This is a genomic window from Aeromonas sp. R4-3 (genome assembly GCF_040908275.1).
Classification (GTDB): Bacteria; Pseudomonadota; Gammaproteobacteria; order Enterobacterales; family Aeromonadaceae; genus Aeromonas; species Aeromonas rivipollensis.
In genome coordinates this window covers 167,337-186,052 of sequence record NZ_JBFODK010000029.1, presented here as the reverse complement: position 1 = coordinate 186,052, position 18,716 = coordinate 167,337, and the positions used below count along the sequence as shown (strand labels likewise).

The window sequence follows — 18,716 nt, the reverse complement described above, 5'->3', positions numbered from 1 at the left end:
GCCGCTTTTGCGCGGGACCCTCCTTTGACCATCCAGACCCTGTTCAAGCCAGATGGCCCTCTGGCCAGCCACATCGAGGGCTTCAAGGCCCGTGCGCCGCAACTGGAGATGGCCGAAGCGGTGGCGCGCGCCATCAAGAGCGGCGGCCGCCTGCTGGTGGAGGCGGGCACCGGCACCGGCAAGACTTACGCCTATCTGGTGCCGGCGCTGGAGTCCGGCAAGCGGGTGGTGATAAGCACTGGCTCCAAGAACCTGCAGGAGCAGCTCTTCTACCGGGACCTCCCCACCATCACAGGCGCGCTCTCCTACACCCCGCCGGTGGCCCTGCTCAAGGGGCGCAGCAACTACCTGTGCATCGAGCGGATGAACCGCCTCTTGAGCGAATCCCACCTGCAAAAGCCCGAGATCCTCAGCGATCTGGTCAAGGTGAAGTCCTGGTCCACCGCCACCGACAACGGCGATGTGGGTGACATTCCGGGGCTGCAGGAGAACGCCGAGATCCTCGCCCACGTCACCAGCACCAACGACAACTGCCTCGGCCGCGACTGCCCCTATTACGACGACTGCCATCTGGTGGTGGCTCGGCGACGGGCCATGGATGCCCAGGTGGTGGTGATCAATCATCACCTCTTCTTCGCCGATATGGCGGTGAAAGATACCGGATTTGGCGAGCTGGTGCCCGAATCGCAAGTCTATGTGTTCGACGAGGCGCACCAGTTGCCGGAGATCGCCACCAACTACTTCGGCAAGTCGGTGGGCAGCCGCACCATCCTGGATCTGGCACAGGACATCCAGCTCGCCTATAGAGCCGAGGCCCACGACATGGGGCAGCTTGGCAAGGCGGCGGACAGGCTCTCCATCGCCAGCCAGGACTTGCGCCTCGCCTTCGGGATAGACGGGGGGCGCGGCAATACCCGCGATATCCTGCGCCAGTCGCTCTGGGGCCAGGCCCTGGCCCGTCTCAACGACGCCATCGGGCTCTGCTACGAGGTGCTCAAACTCGCGCTCGGGCGCGGTGAACAGCTGGATCACGCCTTCGAGCGAGTCTGCGAGCTGCGCACTCGCCTTGGTGAGGTGTTGGCGGTGAACCAGACAGGTTTCTCCTACTGGTACGACTGCTCCCGGCTGCACTTCTCCCTCAATCTCACCCCGCTGTCGGTGGCCGAGCGATTTGGCGCCGAGGTGCAAAAGCCCGAGGTGGCCTGGATCTTTACCTCAGCCACCCTGACGGTGGACAACCGTTTCGATCACTTCAAGGCGGAGCTGGGGCTCGCCGGCAGCGCCGAGCTTATCCTCGACAGCCCCTTTGACTATACGGAGCAGGCGCGACTGTGCGTGCCGCGCTTCCTGCCGGAGCCCAATGCCTTCGGGCGGGGGGAACAGCTGGCCAATCTGATGATCCCCCTCATCAACAAGACGCCGGGGGGGTGTTTTTTCCTCTGCACCAGCCATCAGGTGATGCGGCAGGTGGCCGAGGTGTTGCGCCGGGAGATAGGCCGCACCGTGCTCTTGCAGGGGGAGGACAACAAGCAGCGGCTGCTCAAGACCTTCGTGGAGAATGGCCGCGCCGTGCTGGTGGCTACCAGCAGTTTCTGGGAGGGGATAGACGTGCGAGGGGCGGCATTGTCCTGTGTTATCATCGACAAGCTGCCGTTTGCGAGCCCGGACGACCCGCTGCTCAAGGCGCGGGTGGATGATTGCAAGCTCAAGGGGGGGGATCCCTTCGCCGAGCTCCAGCTGCCCAAGGCGGTGATTGCCTTGAAACAGGGGGTGGGGCGGCTCATTCGTGATCGCAGTGATCACGGCGTGCTGGTCATCTGTGATCCGCGCGTGGTCAACAAGCCCTATGGCGCCACCTTTATCAAGAGTCTGCCCGCCATTCCTCGCACCCGGGAGTTAGAGTCGTTGGGGAGTTTCTTTGACCGGGGCGAATGAGTCTGCCGGTTATTTCCCAGAACGCGGAAGCTGGCGACCCTGGGAAGTTTTGTCTAGCGGGGCGCTTGAGCCTGACAGGCCGCGTACCCGGTGCACTCTGCATTCGGCCTGCGATGCTGGCGGGTGGCTAGCGATTGACTGATTTGCCATGTTAAGAAAACGGGTGAGCAGATCCCGCTTGCACGTTATGTCATTGACTGATTTATAGAGATTGGAACCCATGACCGAGTTGAAGATCCTGGCCGTTGATACCGCCACCGAAGCCTGCTCCGCCGCCCTGCTGGTGGGCGACAAGCTGTTCTCCCGTTGGGAAGAGGCGCCGCGGGATCACACCCAAAAAATCCTGCCCATGGTTCAGGCTGTGTTAGACGAGGCCGGTCTATCGTTGGCTGAGCTCGACGCCATCGCCTTTGGGCGTGGACCGGGCTCCTTTACCGGCGTGCGCATCGGGATCAGCGTGGCCCAGGGGCTCGCCTTTGGCGCCGGCGTGCCGCTCATCGGCATCTCCACCCTGGCTGCCATTGCCCAGGGGGCTCATCGTCTCGACGGCGCCGAGCGGGTGTTGACCGCCATAGATGCGCGGATGAACGAGGTCTATTTTGGCCACTACGAGCTGTGTGATGGCCGCATGCAGCTGGTGGGGGAGGAAGTGGTGAGCGATCCCGCCGCCCTGATTGAAGCGCGCGGCAAGCTGGCGGGCAGCCTGAGCTGCGTCGGGACCGGCTTTGAAACCTATGGCGAGACGCTGAACGCCCTGGCCGACGAACTGGCGGTGAGTCAGGTGCGCTTCCCGGCGGCGGTCGACATGTTGCCGCTCGCGCGTGCCGCCTGGCTGGCGGGGGAGGCGGTGGCTGTGGAGCAGGCCACACCGGTATATCTGCGCGACAAGGTGACCTGGAAAAAGCTGCCCGGTCGCGAGTGACATCCAACGGCGAGCCGCGACTCGACGCCAGTCAGTGAAGGCGGACGGCGCGGACAAGGAGAGGCAAATGATGAAACGCGTGATCATGCTGGGCCTGACGGGGCTGCTGCTAGTCGGCTGCAGCTCGGTGCCCAAGGAGCTGGCCTATGAGCCGGAAAGCCAGCTGGTGGCCTATCAACCTGCCCTGCAGGGGATGGAGGGCAAGCCCGCGCGCTGGAGCGGCGTCATCTCGGCGGTGCACAACGAGCAGGATCAGAGCGTCATCGAGGTGGTCTACCTGCCGCTCAAAGCCAACGGCGTGCCGACCCAGACGGAACAGAGCCCGGGGCGTTTTCTGGCCGTCATGAAGGGTTTTGTGGATCCGACGCTCTATGCCAAGGGACGCAGCCTGACGGTGCTCGGCACCCTGGACAAACCGGTGGACAGCCAGATAGGGGATCACAAGTATCGTTTCTCTGTGCTCAAGGTCACCGCCAGCAAGCTGTGGCCGCCGGTGAAGGAGGTGGAGATCCGCTACATGGACCCCTACTTCTACGACCCCTTCTATGATCCCTTCTGGCCAAGACGCCACTACTCCCGCTGGTGATGATGGAAGAGCGCTTCCTCACCCTGGCCGACGGACGGCGCATCGCCCTGCTGGATAACGGCCGGCAGGGCAAGCCCCTGGTCATTGCCCTGCACGGCTGGCTCGACAACGGCGCCAGCTTCCTGCCCCTTGCCCCCCATCTCGCTGAGTGCCACCTGGTCTGCGTCGATCTGCCGGGACACGGTCATTCGGATCACAAAGCCACCCCCTATGTCTTCGTCGACTGGCTCGACGATCTGCACCAGATTGCCCAGGCTGCGGGCTGGCAGCGCTTCATCCTGCTCGGCCACTCTCTCGGGGCCCTGATCGCCAGCGCCTATGCCGGTGTCTTCCCCGAGCAGATAGTGCGGCTCATCCTGCTGGAGGGGCTAGGGCCGCTCAGCCAACCCGATGAGGAGGTACCCGCCCAGCTGCGGCGGGCCATTCTCAATCGCAGCCGCACTCGCGAGCGAGCGTCCAGTGGGTTTGCCTCCCTCGACGAGGCGGTGGCGGCCCGCTGCAAGGTGGCGGATATCTCCCCGGCGGCGGCGCGCCTTATCTGCGAGCGGCAGCTGATGGCGCGGGAAGGGCGGCTGCATTGGCGCAGCGATCCCCGTTTGCGGGATCTCTCGCCCATGCGCATGAGCGAAGGCCAGGCCCAGGCGCTGATCCGGGCCATCGCCTGCCCTGTGCTCTTCATCCGTGGCGAGCAGGGGTTCCCGGCCCTGATCCAGCAGTGGCAGCAGCGAGCCGACGTCTTCAGGCAGATAGAAATGGCAGTGGTAGAGGGAAATCATCATTTTCATATGGATAATCCATCGAAAACCGCCGTTTATATCGAAAATTTCTGTCAGATCCGGTAGGATCGCCGGCTTTGAATCATGTCAGGTTTGCTTTCTCCCTCACACTTCTCGTTGTTAATTTGCTGTTAATCGATGTTGCCTTATGTAACTATGTGCGACATTAGAGCATGAGCTTAAAACAACTGATTGAAATGGATGTGACAGGGACGGAGGCAACACAGTGAGCGCACAGGTGCTAGTTATGCAGGAGAAGTTCGTGGAAAGAGTCTGGCTGAAGCGTTATCCAGAAGGGGTGCCCGCCGAGATCAATCCAGACCAATACGGCTCCCTGGTCGAGATGTTTGAAGAGTCGGTGACCCAGTTTGCCGACCAGCCCGCCTTCGTCAACATGGGGCAGACCATTACCTATCGCCGGCTGGAAGAGCAGTCCCGTGCCTTTGCCGCCTACCTGCAAAACGAGCTCAAGCTCGGCAAGGGCGACAGGGTGGCGGTGATGATGCCAAACCTGCTGCAATACCCCATCGCCGTGTTCGGCATACTGCGGGCCGGCATGACGGTGGTCAACGTCAACCCCCTCTATACCCCGCGCGAGCTGGAGCACCAGCTCAAAGACTCCGGCGCCAAGGCCATCGTCATCGTCTCCAACTTCGCCCATACCCTGGAAAAAGTGGTGCACGACACCCCGGTCAAGCACGTGATCCTCACCCGCATGGGGGACAACCTCGGCCTGGCCAAGGGCTCCCTGGTCAACTTCGTGGTCAAGTACGTCAAGAAGCTGGTGCCCAAATACAACCTCCCGCACGCCAGCACCATGCGCCAGGCGCTGGCCAAGGGGCGCTACCTGCAGTACATCAAGCCCGAAATCAGTAACCAGGACATCGCCTTCCTGCAATACACAGGCGGCACCACGGGCCTCTCCAAGGGGGCCATGCTGACTCACCGCAACATGATTGCGAACGTGGAGCAGTGCCTCGGTGTCTATGGTCCCGTGCTGGAGCGGGGCAAGGAGTTCGTGGTCACGGCGCTGCCGCTCTACCACGTCTTCGCCCTGACGGTGAACTGCCTGCTGTTCATGCGCCTGGGTGGCTACAACCTGCTCATCAGCAATCCCCGCGACATCCCGGGCTTTGTCAAAGAGATCAAGAAGTACCCCTTCACCTGCATCACAGGGGTCAACACCCTGTTCAATGCCCTGGTCAACAACGGCGAGTTCCAGAGCATGGACTTCTCCCGCCTGAAGCTCACCATAGGCGGTGGCATGGCGGTGCAGCGTGCGGTGGCCGAGCAGTGGAAGGCGCTGACCCATACCCCGCTGCTGGAAGGCTATGGCCTGACCGAGTGTTCACCCCTGGTGAGCGTCTGCCCCTACGATCTGGTGGATTACAACGGCTCCATCGGTCTGCCGGTCTGCTCCACCGAGATCCGGCTGGTGGATGACAAGGGGCAGGTTATCACCGAGCTGGGCGCCCCCGGCGAGATGCAGGTGCGCGGCCCCCAGGTGATGACGGGCTACTGGCAGCGTCCCGAGGCGACCGCCGAGGTGATGCAGGATGGCTGGCTCTGCACCGGTGACATCGCCGTGTGCGACGAGCAGGGCTTCTTCAAGATCGTCGATCGCAAGAAGGACATGATCCTGGTCTCCGGCTTCAACGTCTATCCGAACGAGATTGAAGACGTGGTGGCGCTCCATCCCAAGGTGCTGGAAGTGGCCGCCGTCGGCGTGCCCAACCCGGTTTCCGGCGAGCTGGTGAAAATCTTCGTGGTCAAGAAAGATGCAAAGCTGGCGGAGGACGAGATAATTGCCCACTGCCGCAAACATCTGACTGCCTATAAGGTGCCGAAACTGGTAGAATTTCGCGACGAACTTCCCAAGACCAATGTGGGCAAGATCCTTAGGCGCGTGTTGCGCGACGAGGAGATTGCCAAGCAGTAACCGGCATGCACTGCTCTGCAGTCAAGCGCTGTCGTTATGCAAAACCGTGGGTCATGCCACGGTTTTTTCTTTCTGGGTCCCGACCAACGTGCAGGCAAAGATGCAATATCAACTCATTTCACAGCAAGCCGAACTGGAGCAGTATCTCGCTTCCCTGGCCGACGTTCCCCTGGCCATAGATACCGAATTCGTTCGCACCCGTACCTACTATCCCCAGCTCGGTCTGTTCCAGATCTATGACGGCGAGCGCCTCGCCCTGCTGGATCCCCTGACCCTGGATCTTTCGGGGCTGTGGCAGCGGCTCGGCCGGGCGGGGCAGATCGCCATACTGCACGCCTCGGGTGAAGATCTGGAGCTCATCCAGCATCAGGCGGGCCACCTGCCCAACCAGATGCACGACACCCAGCTCGCGACGGCATTTCTGGGTTACGGCGTCTCGGTCGGCTTCGGCGCCCTGGTCAAGGAGTTCCTCGGCGTGGAGCTGGAAAAGGATCAGGCCCGCACCGACTGGCTGGCCCGTCCCCTGACTGCGCGCCAGCTCGAGTACGCGGCGGCGGATGTCTTCTACCTGATGCCCCTCTACGAGAAGGTGATGGCCAGGCTGCATGAGAGCGGCAAGTTTGCCTGGTTCGAGCAGGAGTGCCAGAACCACTCCGCCCGCAAGACCCAGGGCAGCGATCCCCGTCAGGCCTACCTCGAGATCATCAACGCCTGGCAGCTGGGTCGGCGCGAACTGGCTATTCTGCGCGAGCTTGCCGCCTGGCGCCAGCAAGAGGCGGTGCGCCGGGATCTGGCTCTGAACTTCGTGGTCAAGGAGCTGCACCTGTTCAAGGTGGCGGAGCGTCGGCCCACTTCATTGCGGGATCTCAATGAGCTGGGGCTGGCCCCCATCGAGATCAAGATCCACGGCAAGCGGATGCTGGACATAGTCGCGGCGGCCCAGCAGAGCGACCCCGAAGGCTGGCCCGAGCCCATTCGTCGACTGGTGGATTACCCCCAGTACAAGGCCGAGCTCAAACGCATCAAGGCCATGGTGGAAGAGAAGGCCAAGGCCAGCAACATCCCGCCTGAGCTGGTTGCCAGCAAGAAGATCATCCACCAGTACTTCACCTGGAGCTGGCGGATGAGCGCCGAGGAGCGCGCACGCGCCGACAAGCCCATGCTGCTGCAAGGCTGGCGTCATGAGCTGGTGGGGCATCTGCTGGCCCAGTAACCGGACCATCCCGACCTCGTGGGTCGGAACGCAGTACCTGAAGAAGGGGAGTCAATGACTTCCCTTTTTTGTGTCCGTTGCAGTCCGGCCAGCCGGGCGAACAGGCATGAGCGCCCCTGGCGCCGGGGATCACCTATGGCGGGTAAAGGAAGCGGGGAGAGGAGTCACAGATAAATGGCGGGCACTGAGGGTGCCCCCATCAGAGTTCGTGGGCGTGGAATCCCTTGCGATAACGGGTTTCGCAGCGCGGGCAGCGTTGCAGGCTGGGATCCTGATCCAGCTGATCGATGGCAAGCGGCTCCTCGCAATCGGAGCAGAGGCCATAGAGACCCAGTTCCATCTGGCAGAGCGCGGCGTCGAGGCGTTTCAGCCGTGCCACGCTCAGCTCCACCTTGGGCAAGTCGAGGCGACTGGTCAGATCCACCAGTTGATCCCGCTCGCAGCTTCCCACTTTTTGGGCCCAGTCGTCACGACGACAGGCCTTGAGCTGAGCAATCAGCTCTTCTCTTGTTTGCGCCCAATCGGTCAGCAGGCGCTCACGCCATTCGGCCAACCGGGCTTGCGTCACTTCACACACAACAGCCCCCAAAGACGAGTGATAAAACTCGACCAGTATAGGGAAACCCGCGGCTTATCAAGATGACATGAGTCAAGTTAACCGTGCTTTGACGCGTTTTTCCGGCTGGTGTCGCGGCTTGCCGGTGATCACATGGAGCACCCCCACCACCAGGCAGACGACGCCGACCAGGGTACTCATGGGAGGCATGGTGCCGCGTAGCATGAAGGCGTAGAGCAGTCCCGCTAGCGTCTCGAACACGATGAGTGGTCCCACCAGCACGGTCGGCAGGCGCTGGCTTGCCTCGTTCCAGCACAGGGTGCCGAGCCAGGAGCAAAAGAGCCCCACCACCCCCATCAGCAGCACGAAGCGCAGGGGCGTCGGCCCGAAGGGCAGGGGAAAGTCCGGTGCGCTCAGGGCGAGATGACCGAGACTGCCGAGGTAGGCAATGAGCGCCACCGGCAGGGTCACCAGCCCCTGAGCGGTGGCCCAGACGGCCGGGCTGCGGTCCGGGTGCTCGCGCAGCCAGCGGGCATTGCGCAGGGGATACCAGGTCCAGCACAACACGGCGACCACCGCCAGGACGAACCCGAACAGCTGCTCGGTGCGTGCCTCTGTCTGCCAGGTCAACTCGGCACGGTTGACCAGATAGAGGCCGACCCCCATCAGCAGCAGGGCCGGGTAGAGACGGACGCGGGAGAGGCGGCCGTCCCGTGCGCCATAGAGGCGGTTGGCGGCCAGGGCCGTCACCACCGGCAGGGTGCCGATGATCATGGCCGCCAGCGGTGAGCCGATGCGCAAGATGGCTCCCGACAGGCAGAAGTAGTAGATGAGATTCCCCACCAGGGTGAGGGTGAGTGCCTCGCGCCAGTCGCTGGCCGAGAGGGCCGCCAGGCGTTTGCGGGCCTGCCAGGCGAGCGGCAGCACTATGAGGCCGAAGGCGAGGTAGCGGCCGCTGGCGAGCAGGGCGGGGGGATAGCCGTCCACCAGCAGGGGGGCGACGAAGATGAGCCCCCACATCAGGCCGGCCAGCAGGGCAAACAAGACTCCGATCAACATTTTCCACATCCGGTAAAGAAGAAGGAGGCCAGCCTAGCAGGGGGGTAAGGGCGGCGTATTGAACCAGATTGCGCTTTAGCGGCCAGCCTGTACCTGTTTCTGGTAGCGCACCGGGGTGGTGCCATAGCGGCGCAGGAAGGCGCGGTTGAGGTGCGACTGATCGGCCAGACCACAGGCGGCGGCCACCTCGGCGGCGGGCAGGCCGGCGGCCAGCCACCCCTTGGCCCGCTGCAGGCGGATGGCCATCAACATCTGCTGGGGGGTGACGTGAAAGCGGGCCTTGAAGCTGCGCTGGAAGTGGTAGGGACTGAGGCTCACCGCCCCCGCCAGCTCGGTCAGGGTAATGGAGCGGGCGAAGTAGGCCTGCATATAGTCGATGGCGCGGCCCAGAGGGTGGGCTGCTTCGCGCGGTGCCGCCAGGGCCCGGGCATGGGGGCGCAGGGTCTCGCACACGCCCAGCAGCAGGCCGTCGGCGGCGAGCTCGCTGTCGCAGTGCCAGAGGGCGTCCAGGGCCGCCTGCAGGACGGGGGCGGTGCGCGGGTCGCTTCGCACGGCTTCGGCGAAATACCAGCCGCGCTCGCCGCTGATGGCCTCGAGCCGATCGGCGGGCAGGTAGAGCATGCGATAGCGCCACCCCTGCTCGCAGGCCGCCTCGCCCGTGTGCAGCTCATCGGGGTTCATCAGCACTAGGCTGCCGGGGCCTGCCAGGAGCTGGCTGCCACGATAGCGGAAACGCTCGGCACCACACTCGATGACACCGAGGCCAAACCCCTCGTGGCTATGGGGATCGAAGATGTGGTGCTGGATGTGGGCGCGATAGAGCTCGGTCGCAGGCTGCCCCGGCAGGGCGCGAAAATCGGCCCTGTCGTGCTGGTGGGTAAAGTTGACCGGTACTCCCTGCATCCTGACCTCCTGTCATTGAGCCTTCATCATAGGGTGCCGCGCTGCGGCGGCCAAGACTAGGCCCGTGCGGCGCACTCGCGCTCGAGGGCTGTACGGATCTCGTCTGCGGTCTTGATGGTGCGGATGCGGCGAAACAGCTCATCGGCCTGGGGGTATTCCCGCACTATGTAGGAGAACCACTGCTTGATGCGGCTGGGGTAGTAGTCGGCCTTGTCGCTCGCCAGATCCTGCTCGGTGTAGCTCACCATCAGTTGCAACACCTCGGCCCAGCTCATGTGGGCGCATCCCGTCTTCATCACGTTGGCCAGATTGGGCAGGGAGATGGCGCCGCGGCCCACCATGAGGGCGTCGCAGCCGGAGACGCTGGCGCAGGCGAGGGCATCCTTGTGATCCCAGATCTCGCCATTGGCGGTCACCGGAATGGGCAGGGCGCGGCGGATGAGATCCACGTATTCCCAGTGCGCCGGCGCCTTGTAGCCTTCGCGCTTGGTGCGGGCATGGACTGCGAGCTCGTTGGCGCCCCCCTGGAAGACCGCCTGGGCGTTGTCCATATAGAGCTCCTTGTCATCGTAACCCAGGCGGATCTTGGCGCTCACCGGCAGGTGGGCAGGGACGGCTTCGCGCACCGCCTTGACGATGCGATAGACGGTCTCTGGCTCCTTGAGCAGCACTGCGCCCCCCTTGCTCTTGTTGACCGTGGGGGCGGGGCAGCCGAAGTTGAGATCGACCCCGGGGGAGCCGAGCTCGATGGCGCGCACCGCATTCTCTGCCAGCCAATCGGGGTGCTGGCCCAGCAGTTGCACCCGCACCGGGGTGCCGGCACGGGTCTTGCCATCTTGCTTGAGTTCGGGGCAGAGGCGATAGAACACCTTGGCGGGCAGCAGCTGATCGACGACCCGGATGAACTCGCTGACACAGAGGTCGTAATCGTTGACGGAGGTGAGAACCTCCCGCATCAGGTGATCCAGCACCCCCTGCATGGGGGCCAAAATAACGCGCATAGCTGCTTCCGAAGACAAGGGGAGAAAAAAGAGCGCAGATTGTAGTGGCAATGGGCGGCGTTGTCAGCCGTCTGCCCACTCGATGGGCCTAATCGACTGCCGCCGCGTGGACCAGGCTGTCAGCTTCCGGGCCAACTCTGTTAGGCTAAAGGCAGAGATGCATTCAGAGGAGTACCCATGAAACGCTGGTGTCTGATGGCCCTGGGCTGGCTTGCCTTCGCCACCGGGATAGTCGGGATAGTCCTGCCCCTGCTGCCAACCACCCCCTTCATGTTGCTGGCGGCAGCCCTCTTTGCCCGCTCGTCACCCCGTTTTCACCGCTGGCTGCTGGCGCACCCCTGGTTCGGGCCCCCCATCCATGACTGGCAGCAATATCGCGGCATTCGGCGCCATGCCCGGCGCCGTGCCATCGTCTTCATCCTGCTCTCCTTCTCGGTGTCGCTGCTGGTGGTGCCACTGCCCTGGGTGAGGCTGCTGCTGGTTGTCATAATGGTGATCCTGCTCACCTGGTTAATGCGTCTGCCGGTGCTGGAGCCAGTTGCAATGGAGAAGTGAAATCCCTAAGCTATTGCGGCAATAATGCTATGGAGTCGGCCTGTCATTTTTTGCATGACGGGCCTTTTTATTGCCCGCTGGCGGGCAGCGCAAGAGACGCCACGCCTGGGCTCAAAAATAAGCGGTCAAATAATGAATCCGGATACCCTGAAGTTTATCGAAGCGAGCATCAAGACCATTCCCGACTATCCGAAGCCGGGCATACTGTTTCGCGACATCACCAGCCTGATCGAAAACGCCGAGGCCTTCAAGGCCACCATAGATCTGCTGGCCGAGCATTATCGTGATCAAGGGATCACCAAGATCGTCGGCACCGAGGCTCGCGGTTTCATCTTCGGCGCCCCCGTGGCCTTTGCCATGGGACTGGGCTTCGTGCCGGTTCGCAAACCGGGCAAGCTGCCCCGCGCCATCATCGAAGAGTCCTATGCCCTCGAGTACGGCACCGACACCCTGCAACTGCACACCGACGCCATAGTGCCCGGTGACAAGGTGCTGGTGGTGGACGATCTGCTGGCAACCGGCGGCACCGTCGATGCCACCGTCAAGCTCATTCGCCGCGCCGGCGGTGAAGTGGCCGATGCGGCCTTCATCATCTCCCTGCCGTCGCTGGGTGGTGATGCCCGCCTGACCGCCGCTGGCGTCAAGGTGGTCTCGCTGGTGGAACTCGCGGGCGAGTAAGACCCCTCTGGCTGGCGGGCCTCGTCAACCCGCCAATGCCCCGAACCGGTGCCTGAATGGGCACCGGTTTGAAATTCAAGCGATCCCTCCCACGGCGGCCGATAGCCCATACAGCCCGCCCTCCATTTGTGTTAGCATCCTGCCTCAATGCCTCGTTTTCCAGCATCGAGATCTATGAGCTATCAGGTTCTGGCGCGTAAATGGCGCCCCCATACGTTTGAACAAGTGGTTGGCCAGCAACATGTGCTGACCGCCTTGACCAATGCCCTGGATCAGGGACGGCTGCATCACGCCTACCTGCTGAGCGGCACCCGCGGGGTCGGCAAGACCACCATAGCCCGCATCCTGGCCAAGAGCCTCAACTGCGAGCAGGGGATCAGCAGCCACCCGTGCGGCGTATGCGACACCTGCCGCGAGATCGATCAGGGCAACTTCGTCGATCTGCTGGAGATCGATGCGGCCTCGCGCACCAAGGTGGAAGACACCCGGGAGCTGCTCGACAACGTGCAGTACCGCCCGGCCCGCGGCCGCTTCAAGGTCTACCTCATCGATGAGGTGCACATGCTGTCGCGCCACAGCTTCAATGCGCTGCTCAAAACCCTGGAAGAGCCGCCCCCCTATGTGAAGTTCCTGCTGGCCACCACGGATCCGCAGAAGCTCCCGATCACCATCTTGTCCCGCTGCCTGCAGTTCCACCTCAAAAGCCTGGATCAGAGCCAGATCGCCAAGCAGCTCGAATGGGTGCTGGATCAGGAAGGTCAGCCGTTCGAGCCCCGTGCCCTGCTGGCCCTGGCCAAGGCCGCCGATGGCAGCATGCGCGATGCCCTGAGCCTGACGGATCAGGCGCTGGCCCACGGCAACGGCAGCGTGCGTCTGGAGAGCGTGCTGACCATGCTGGGCACCCTCGACCACCACCACCTGCACCAGTTGCTGGAGGCCATACTGCGCCAGGATGCCCCGGCCACCATGGCCAAGATCACCGAAATCGCCACCCTGGGGCCGGACTTCGATCAGCTCCACGCCGAGCTGGAAGCCTTGCTCCATCGCGTCGCCATGGCCCAGCTGCTCCCTGCCAGCGTGCAGGAGCAGGGAGCGGATGCGGATGCCCTGTTGCAACTGGCGGGGGCCATGAGCCCGGAAGAGGTGCAGCTCTGCTACCAGATAGTGCTGGGGGGGCGCAAGGACTTGCCCTGGGCGCCCGATGGCCGCACCGCGCTGGAGATGACCTGCCTGCGGATGCTGGCCTTCTCGCCGCGCCGCGAGGCGGTGCATCCCGCCAATCTGAGCGCCTTGCCCGTCTCCATGGGCGCGCTGCCCGGGGCGGGGAGGGAGGCCGTATTGACCCTGCCGGGAAAGCCGTCAGGGGCTGAGCCAGCCCCGCATCAGGCCGCGATAACGGCCAGCACGGCCGCGCCCACAGCCCTGACGCCGACAGCGCCGCTCTTGGCGGTGCAGGCCGATGAACCGGCTTCCGGCGACGATGAATCGAACGCGACTCTCTTTGCCGAGCAGCATGAGCTGCTAGAAGAGGCGCAGCGGATGGGGTACGAGGCGCAGCCGATGCAGCCTGAGCTTCAGACTGGTGGCGCGCCCCAGGCGCAGGAAGCACAGCCCCTTGAATCCGAGCAGCCTGTCTCCTCCCATGAGGAGGCCCTGCCGACGGCGGCTCCTGCCATAGCCCCTGAACCCGAGGCAGCCCCCTCGGCGGCTTCCAGCATGCAGAGCCTGCTGGGCAAGCGCAATCTGCTGCGCAGCAGGCTGCGGGGCGACGCCGGGGCGGCGACCAGCTCTGTGCCCCCCAGGGCGACGCCGAGCAAACCGGCTGCGCCCCTGGCCATTCCCGCCGTGCAACCTGTGGCGCCAGCACCCTCTGCGCCTGCCAGGCAGGCCGCTGCGGCGCCCGCCTATGCCGGGCCCATGACGGGCTATGAGGATCTGCCGCCCCTCGAGGCCTATGACGACAGCGGCAGCGATTACGAGGAATATCTGAATCAGGGTTTCGGCGACGGGCCGGTCAGCGCTCCCGCAGCGCAAGCGGCGGCGCCAGCGTCAAGGCCGAGTGCTCCGCAAAAGGCCAGTCCCGCCTCGGATGACCTGCCCCCCTGGGATCTGGACGGTGCACCCGCCAGGGCCGCCGTTGCCCCCGTCGCCGCGGCACCGGCAACGCCAGTTACGACGCCCCTTGCCGTGCCCGACGACGCTCAGCCCACGACGGCTCAGGTGATGGAGACCATCGACTGGGATGAACTGGAGAGCGACGCCCAGCCGGATGAGGGGGAGGAGGTCACCCGCCTGATCCCCTCTTCTCTGCTGGTCAATTGCGGCGATCCCTGGGCCGAGCTCATCGCCCGTACCGGGGTCGGTGGCCGGTTGCGTCAGCTCGCCATCAACTCTGTGATGACCCGGCAGGGGGACTTGGTGTCCCTGGTGCTCAAGCCAGAGCAGCGCCACCTGGTCAGCGATAGAGCTTTGGCCGATCTGGCCGAGATCATAGGCCCAGAATTGGGGCAGACGGTGGGTCAGCCGGTGCGTGTCGAGGTGACCCTGGGCACGGATCCGGCGCGGGAGACGCCGCTCGAGATCGAGCATCGCCTCTATCTGGGGGTGCGTGAGCAGGTGAGCCGGGATCTGGCGGACGATCCCAATGTGCAGTTCCTGCAGCAGCGATTCGGCGCCGTGCTCCATCCCGAGAGCATCGAGCCCCTGAGCCGCTGAGCGCGATGAGTTAAATCCCATGCCGGGACCCGAGTTCCGGTTGAAAAATCTTTTGGCTGCCCCCATATCCGGGGTAGAACAAGCCCACAGCCCGGCGCTGGATGCCGGATTTCAAGACGAGAGACGACCTATGTTTGGTAAAGGTGGAATGGGTAACCTGATGAAACAGGCCCAACAGATGCAAGAGCGCATGCAGAAGATGCAAGAGCAGCTGGCTCAGATGGAAGTCGTCGGCGAAGCCGGCGCTGGCATGGTCAAGGTCACCATGGCCGGCAGCCACAGTGTGCGCCGTATCGAGATAGATCCGAGTCTGATGGAAGATGACAAGGAGATGCTGGAAGATCTGGTCGCCGCCGCCGTCAACGACGCCGTGCGCCGGGTAGAAGAGCAGAACAAGAGCAAGATGGGCGAGCTGACCGGTGGCATGCAACTGCCCCCTGGCTTCAAGATGCCCTTCTAAGGGCTGAACGCCTTTCAAATCTAGATGCCATGATCCATGGCGATGACGCAGCTGACCGGGTTCCCACCCTGTCAGCTGCGTTTTGTTTTTTCCGTTCCCCGGTTTCCCGGGGCAGGCGTGTACTACTTGCTGCTCTGGACTGTGGTGTAGCTGTTGATCAGATTGCGATAGTCGGGGATGTGGTTGGCGAACAGGGTACCCAGGCCCTCCACGTCATTGCGCCAGTCGTGGTGCAGTTCACAGGCGGCCCCAAACCAGGTCATCAGCTGCGCCCCGGCGGATGACATCCGATCCCAGGCCGAGTGACGGGTGATCTCGTTGAAGGTCCCGGAGGCATCTGTGATGACAAACACCTCGTACCCCTCCTCGAGGGCGGACAGGGCCGGGAATGCCACGCACACCTCGGTGACTATGCCGGCGATGATCAGCTGCTTCTTGCCGGTGGCCTTGACCGCCTTGACGAACTCCTCATTATCCCAGGCGTTGATCTGCCCGGGGCGAGCAATGTAAGGGGCATCCGGGAAGGTCTCCTTGATCTCTGTCATCAGCGGGCCGTTGGGCCCGTTTTCGAAACTGGTGGTCAGTATGGTCGGCAGCTCGAAGTACTTGGCCAGCGCGGCCAGCGCCAGCACGTTGTTGCGAAACTTGTCCGGCTCTATGTCACGCACCAGCGAAGACAGCCCTGCCTGGTGATCCACCAGCAGTACGGCAGCGTTGTTCTTGTCGAGTTTGACGTAGGGTTTAGCCATGATGACTCTCCTTGGTTGTTGCGGGTATCAGCGCTGGGAATCCAGCACTTCGTTGTTTTTCGCCACGGCTTGTGCCTTGCCGTAGCTCTCGATCAGCAACTGGTAGGCGGGGAAGATCTTGGTGTAGATAGCCGCCCACTCCATCGCATCTGCCCGGTTCCAGCTGCCTTGCAGCTCGGAAGCCACTGCCGCAGTGTCCATGGGAACCACGCCCGCCTGAACCACGCGAGCCAGAGTGATCTCCTGGGCCATCTTGGAGTAGGTGCCCGAGGCATCGACAACCGCAAACACCTGATAGCCCGCGTTGACGGCGCTGATGGCAGGGAAGGCCATGCAGACGCTGGTGATGGTGCCTGCGATGATCAGTTGCTTCTTGCCGGTGGCGTTGACCGCCGCGACGAAATCGGGGTTGTCCCAGGCGTTGATCTCGCCCTTGCGCGCCACATACTGTGCGTGCGGCGCATTCTCGTGGATCTCCGGTATCAGCGGGCCATTCGGCCCTTGCGGGACAGATGCCGTGGTGATCACCGGAATATTGGCCAGCGTCGCCATGCTGGCGAGGGCGGCCGCGCGCAGGCGTAGTTCCGGCATCGGCATGTCGCCCACTGTCTGGAACAAGCCGCTCTGATGGTCGATCAGCAGCATAGCAACGTCATCTGGGTTGAGGACGGGTCTGGCGCCGCCGAAATTGGCTGGGTTGCTCATGATATTCTCCATTTGTTGGGGCTGAGGTTCAGCGTCCTATCTGGCCAAAACGGCCACTGTTGTAGTCATTGATAGCCTGCACTATCTCTTCCTGGGTGTTCATCACGAAGGGGCCGTGACCGACTATGGGTTCATCGAGGGGGGCGCCATTGAGCAGCAGCAGCGTCGTATCTTCCTCGACATCCATCACCAGCTGGCTGCCGCGGCGCTCCATGACTGCCAGCTCGGCGGTGCGGACAGGGTGGCGGTTGCCGAGGCGAATGGCGCCTTTGAGCACAAACAGCGCCGTGGTGTGCCCTTCCGGCAGTTCGAGCGTCACCCGGTGATGGGCCTTCAGACGCATGTCCCAGACGTTCATCGGGGTGAAGGTGCGGGCAGGGCCGCAGGTATCGCCGAGCTGCCCGGCGATGATGCGAGCCTCCCCTGCGCCCTCTGGCAGTGCCACCCGAGGGATCTCGTTGGCGGTGATGCCCTGGTAGCCAGGGGCCGTCATCTTCTCTTTGGCGGGCAAGTTCACCCACAGCTGCACCATCTCGAAGGCGCCGCCCGTCCTGGCGAATGCCGGGCTGTGGTACTCCTCGTGGATAAGGCCGGATGCGGCCGTCATCCACTGCACGTCACCCGGGCCTATGGTGCCGCCGCCCCCCGAGGAGTCTCTGTGGGAGACGCCGCCCTCATAGACGATAGTCACCGTTTCGAACCCGCGGTGAGGGTGCTGGCCGACGCCGAGTTTATGGGTGGTGGCCGGGAAATTGGCCGGGCCCGCATGGTCCATCAGCAGGAAGGGGGACATTTCTTCGGCGATATCGTTGTAGGAGAAGATGCTCCTGACAGGGAAGCCATCGCCGACCCAATGCCTCTCGTTGCTGCGCTTGATAAATGCCAGTTCTTTCATCTCAATGCCTCCGTTGAATCAATGGAGACAGTGTAGAAAGTAGTCATTTACCGGACTAGATGGTTAAATAAGAAAACACTTTCTAATGAGTTGGAAGATGGACTTCAATCAGGTCGTCGTATTCGTCAAGGTCGTGCAAGCGGGCAGTTTCAGCGCCGCGGCACGTCTGCTGGGCTTGCCGACCTCCACCGTCAGCCATCGGGTGGCCATGCTGGAGAAGCGTCTGGGCGTCACCCTATTGCAGCGGACCACCCGCAGGTTACACCTGACCGATGCCGGACAGATCTATTACGACCACGCCTCGGCCGGCCTGGTGCATGTGCTTGACGCCGAGGCGGCGGTGACCGAGGCGCGGGAAGAGCCCTGCGGGCTGCTGCGCATCACGGCTCCCGTGGATATCGGCAACCAGATCCTGTCGTCCATCCTGGGCCAGATGCGCAGCCAGTGGCCCAAGGTCGATGTGGAGCTGGTGCTGATGAACCGCTACGTGGATCTGGTCGCCGAGGGGGTCGATGTCGCGATTCGTACCGGCCCTCTCAAGGATTCGACGCTGATCGCCAAGCAGGTGGGCATAGCGCGCTGGGCCCTGTTTGCGAGCCCGGATTACCTTGCCAGCGCCGGGGTGCCAGAAGCACCTCAGGCGCTGCGGCAGCATGCCTGCCTGCAGTTCACGCCCCTGGGCAAGGAGGCCTGGGTACTCCACGACGGGGCCGCCAACAGCGTGACAGTCTCTGTGGCCCGGCAGACACTGATCAACGATGTCGGTCTGATCATGACCATGGTGCAGGCGGGCGGTGGGGTGGCACTGTTGCCCTCCTACCTGTGTCGCCAGGCCTGCGAAGAGGGGAGACTGGTGCCTGTCCTGCCCGAATGGCATGGCAAGGCGGATCCCATCCATGTCGTCTATCCCAGGCAGCGCTTCATGGCCCCCAGGTTGCGCGCCTTCGTGGATCTTGCCACGCTGACCCTGCGTCAATGGCTCGAATGACGGGTCGCCGAGGCGGTAACGGCGGCCAGCCCCATAAATAAACAAAGCGCCTGATGGCGCTTTGTTTATTTGATATCACGT

Annotated in this window: 18 protein-coding genes; 11 read left to right on the top strand and 7 right to left on the bottom strand. The window is 63.2% G+C overall.

The window, feature by feature from the left end:
• Positions 1 to 24: 24 nt before the first annotated feature.
• The 6 genes from AB5Y91_RS09530 (at position 25) to rnd (ending at position 7,371) form a co-directional block, all read left to right on the top strand.
• Positions 25 to 1,935 carry an ATP-dependent DNA helicase gene (locus tag AB5Y91_RS09530; RefSeq protein ID WP_368169638.1) on the top strand — a complete coding sequence of 637 codons (1,911 nt, stop codon included), beginning with the start codon at positions 25 to 27 and terminating at the stop codon, positions 1,933 to 1,935.
• A gap of 220 nt (positions 1,936 to 2,155) precedes the next feature.
• Entirely contained in the window at positions 2,156 to 2,857 is a 702-nt protein-coding gene (gene tsaB, locus AB5Y91_RS09525) for a tRNA (adenosine(37)-N6)-threonylcarbamoyltransferase complex dimerization subunit type 1 TsaB (RefSeq protein WP_368169637.1), read from the top strand.
• A 67-nt stretch (positions 2,858 to 2,924) separates the two neighbouring features.
• Positions 2,925 to 3,443, top strand: coding sequence for a Slp family lipoprotein (locus AB5Y91_RS09520; protein ID WP_368169636.1), 519 nt, complete (start codon positions 2,925 to 2,927; stop codon positions 3,441 to 3,443).
• Positions 3,443 to 4,285, top strand: coding sequence for an alpha/beta fold hydrolase (locus tag AB5Y91_RS09515; protein WP_368169635.1), 843 nt, complete (start codon positions 3,443 to 3,445; stop codon positions 4,283 to 4,285). The genes AB5Y91_RS09520 and AB5Y91_RS09515 overlap by 1 nt, the downstream gene beginning before the upstream one ends.
• Before the next feature lie 196 nt (positions 4,286 to 4,481).
• Positions 4,482 to 6,158 (top strand): long-chain-fatty-acid--CoA ligase FadD, encoded by a 1,677-nt coding sequence (gene fadD / locus AB5Y91_RS09510; RefSeq protein WP_111910673.1) that lies wholly within the window; start codon positions 4,482 to 4,484, stop codon positions 6,156 to 6,158.
• A gap of 100 nt (positions 6,159 to 6,258) precedes the next feature.
• A complete protein-coding gene (rnd, locus tag AB5Y91_RS09505) occupies positions 6,259 to 7,371 on the top strand; it encodes a ribonuclease D (RefSeq protein WP_025326940.1) in 1,113 nt (370 codons plus the stop codon).
• Between the two features lie 199 nt (positions 7,372 to 7,570).
• Here the strand turns inward: rnd and AB5Y91_RS09500 are convergent, their stop codons facing one another.
• The 4 genes from AB5Y91_RS09500 to dusC all read right to left on the bottom strand — a co-directional run bounded on the left by AB5Y91_RS09500 (position 7,571) and on the right by dusC (position 10,890).
• The gene (locus AB5Y91_RS09500) at positions 7,571 to 7,939 is read right to left on the bottom strand and encodes a conjugal transfer protein TraR (protein ID WP_111910584.1); all 369 of its coding nucleotides are present in this window, start codon (positions 7,937 to 7,939) and stop codon (positions 7,571 to 7,573) included.
• An 81-nt stretch (positions 7,940 to 8,020) separates the two neighbouring features.
• Positions 8,021 to 8,986 (bottom strand): DMT family transporter, encoded by a 966-nt coding sequence (locus tag AB5Y91_RS09495; RefSeq protein ID WP_368169634.1) that lies wholly within the window; start codon positions 8,984 to 8,986, stop codon positions 8,021 to 8,023.
• Positions 8,987 to 9,061: 75 nt separating this feature from the next.
• Positions 9,062 to 9,889, bottom strand: a complete 828-nt coding sequence (locus AB5Y91_RS09490) for an AraC family ligand binding domain-containing protein (protein WP_368169633.1) — start codon at positions 9,887 to 9,889, stop codon at positions 9,062 to 9,064.
• A 56-nt stretch (positions 9,890 to 9,945) separates the two neighbouring features.
• Positions 9,946 to 10,890 (bottom strand): tRNA dihydrouridine(16) synthase DusC, encoded by a 945-nt coding sequence (gene dusC, locus AB5Y91_RS09485; RefSeq protein ID WP_368169632.1) that lies wholly within the window; start codon positions 10,888 to 10,890, stop codon positions 9,946 to 9,948.
• 177 nt (positions 10,891 to 11,067) lie between these two features.
• On the opposite strand from dusC, the gene AB5Y91_RS09480 reads away from it, so the two are divergent.
• From AB5Y91_RS09480 to AB5Y91_RS09465, 4 genes are all read left to right on the top strand, one after another.
• Positions 11,068 to 11,445 carry a YbaN family protein gene (locus AB5Y91_RS09480; protein WP_106886813.1) on the top strand — a complete coding sequence of 126 codons (378 nt, stop codon included), beginning with the start codon at positions 11,068 to 11,070 and terminating at the stop codon, positions 11,443 to 11,445.
• 132 nt (positions 11,446 to 11,577) lie between these two features.
• Complete coding sequence (apt, locus tag AB5Y91_RS09475) at positions 11,578 to 12,123, top strand: adenine phosphoribosyltransferase (RefSeq protein ID WP_042650168.1); 546 nt, start codon at positions 11,578 to 11,580, stop codon at positions 12,121 to 12,123.
• 174 nt (positions 12,124 to 12,297) lie between these two features.
• Positions 12,298 to 14,838 carry a DNA polymerase III subunit gamma/tau gene (gene dnaX / locus AB5Y91_RS09470; RefSeq protein WP_368169631.1) on the top strand — a complete coding sequence of 847 codons (2,541 nt, stop codon included), beginning with the start codon at positions 12,298 to 12,300 and terminating at the stop codon, positions 14,836 to 14,838.
• A 130-nt stretch (positions 14,839 to 14,968) separates the two neighbouring features.
• The gene (locus AB5Y91_RS09465) at positions 14,969 to 15,298 is read left to right on the top strand and encodes a YbaB/EbfC family nucleoid-associated protein (RefSeq protein ID WP_011706069.1); all 330 of its coding nucleotides are present in this window, start codon (positions 14,969 to 14,971) and stop codon (positions 15,296 to 15,298) included.
• 122 nt (positions 15,299 to 15,420) lie between these two features.
• Here the strand turns inward: AB5Y91_RS09465 and ycaC are convergent, their stop codons facing one another.
• Genes ycaC through AB5Y91_RS09450 form a run of 3 tightly spaced genes read right to left on the bottom strand, consistent with a single transcriptional unit; the run spans position 15,421 to position 17,647 of the window.
• Positions 15,421 to 16,047 carry an isochorismate family cysteine hydrolase YcaC gene (gene ycaC, locus AB5Y91_RS09460; RefSeq protein WP_368169630.1) on the bottom strand — a complete coding sequence of 209 codons (627 nt, stop codon included), beginning with the start codon at positions 16,045 to 16,047 and terminating at the stop codon, positions 15,421 to 15,423.
• Positions 16,048 to 16,074: 27 nt separating this feature from the next.
• Positions 16,075 to 16,752, bottom strand: coding sequence for a hydrolase (locus AB5Y91_RS09455; protein WP_139745489.1), 678 nt, complete (start codon positions 16,750 to 16,752; stop codon positions 16,075 to 16,077).
• Between the two features lie 28 nt (positions 16,753 to 16,780).
• Positions 16,781 to 17,647 carry a pirin family protein gene (locus AB5Y91_RS09450; RefSeq protein ID WP_368169629.1) on the bottom strand — a complete coding sequence of 289 codons (867 nt, stop codon included), beginning with the start codon at positions 17,645 to 17,647 and terminating at the stop codon, positions 16,781 to 16,783.
• Between the two features lie 97 nt (positions 17,648 to 17,744).
• Here AB5Y91_RS09450 and AB5Y91_RS09445 point away from each other — a divergent pair, with 97 nt between their 5' ends.
• The gene (locus tag AB5Y91_RS09445) at positions 17,745 to 18,635 is read left to right on the top strand and encodes a LysR family transcriptional regulator (RefSeq protein WP_368169628.1); all 891 of its coding nucleotides are present in this window, start codon (positions 17,745 to 17,747) and stop codon (positions 18,633 to 18,635) included.
• Positions 18,636 to 18,716 lie beyond the last annotated feature (81 nt).

Bases quoted from the DNA above. Each gene is read 5' to 3' on its own strand.
- AB5Y91_RS09465 (WP_011706069.1), top strand. From the start codon at position 14,969: ATGTTTGGTAAAGGTGGAATGGGTAACCTGATGAAACAGGCCCAACAG.
- AB5Y91_RS09520 (WP_368169636.1), top strand. From the start codon at position 2,925: ATGATGAAACGCGTGATCATGCTGGGCCTGACGGGGCTGCTGCTAGTC.
- AB5Y91_RS09515 (WP_368169635.1), top strand. From the start codon at position 3,443: ATGATGGAAGAGCGCTTCCTCACCCTGGCCGACGGACGGCGCATCGCC.
- rnd (WP_025326940.1), top strand. From the start codon at position 6,259: ATGCAATATCAACTCATTTCACAGCAAGCCGAACTGGAGCAGTATCTC.
- AB5Y91_RS09455 (WP_139745489.1), bottom strand. From the start codon at position 16,752: ATGAGCAACCCAGCCAATTTCGGCGGCGCCAGACCCGTCCTCAACCCA.
- AB5Y91_RS09495 (WP_368169634.1), bottom strand. From the start codon at position 8,986: ATGTTGATCGGAGTCTTGTTTGCCCTGCTGGCCGGCCTGATGTGGGGG.
- apt (WP_042650168.1), top strand. From the start codon at position 11,578: ATGAATCCGGATACCCTGAAGTTTATCGAAGCGAGCATCAAGACCATT.
- ycaC (WP_368169630.1), bottom strand. From the start codon at position 16,047: ATGGCTAAACCCTACGTCAAACTCGACAAGAACAACGCTGCCGTACTG.
- AB5Y91_RS09480 (WP_106886813.1), top strand. From the start codon at position 11,068: ATGAAACGCTGGTGTCTGATGGCCCTGGGCTGGCTTGCCTTCGCCACC.
- AB5Y91_RS09490 (WP_368169633.1), bottom strand. From the start codon at position 9,889: ATGCAGGGAGTACCGGTCAACTTTACCCACCAGCACGACAGGGCCGAT.
- AB5Y91_RS09445 (WP_368169628.1), top strand. From the start codon at position 17,745: ATGGACTTCAATCAGGTCGTCGTATTCGTCAAGGTCGTGCAAGCGGGC.
- dnaX (WP_368169631.1), top strand. From the start codon at position 12,298: ATGAGCTATCAGGTTCTGGCGCGTAAATGGCGCCCCCATACGTTTGAA.
- dusC (WP_368169632.1), bottom strand. From the start codon at position 10,890: ATGCGCGTTATTTTGGCCCCCATGCAGGGGGTGCTGGATCACCTGATG.
- tsaB (WP_368169637.1), top strand. From the start codon at position 2,156: ATGACCGAGTTGAAGATCCTGGCCGTTGATACCGCCACCGAAGCCTGC.
- AB5Y91_RS09450 (WP_368169629.1), bottom strand. From the start codon at position 17,647: ATGAAAGAACTGGCATTTATCAAGCGCAGCAACGAGAGGCATTGGGTC.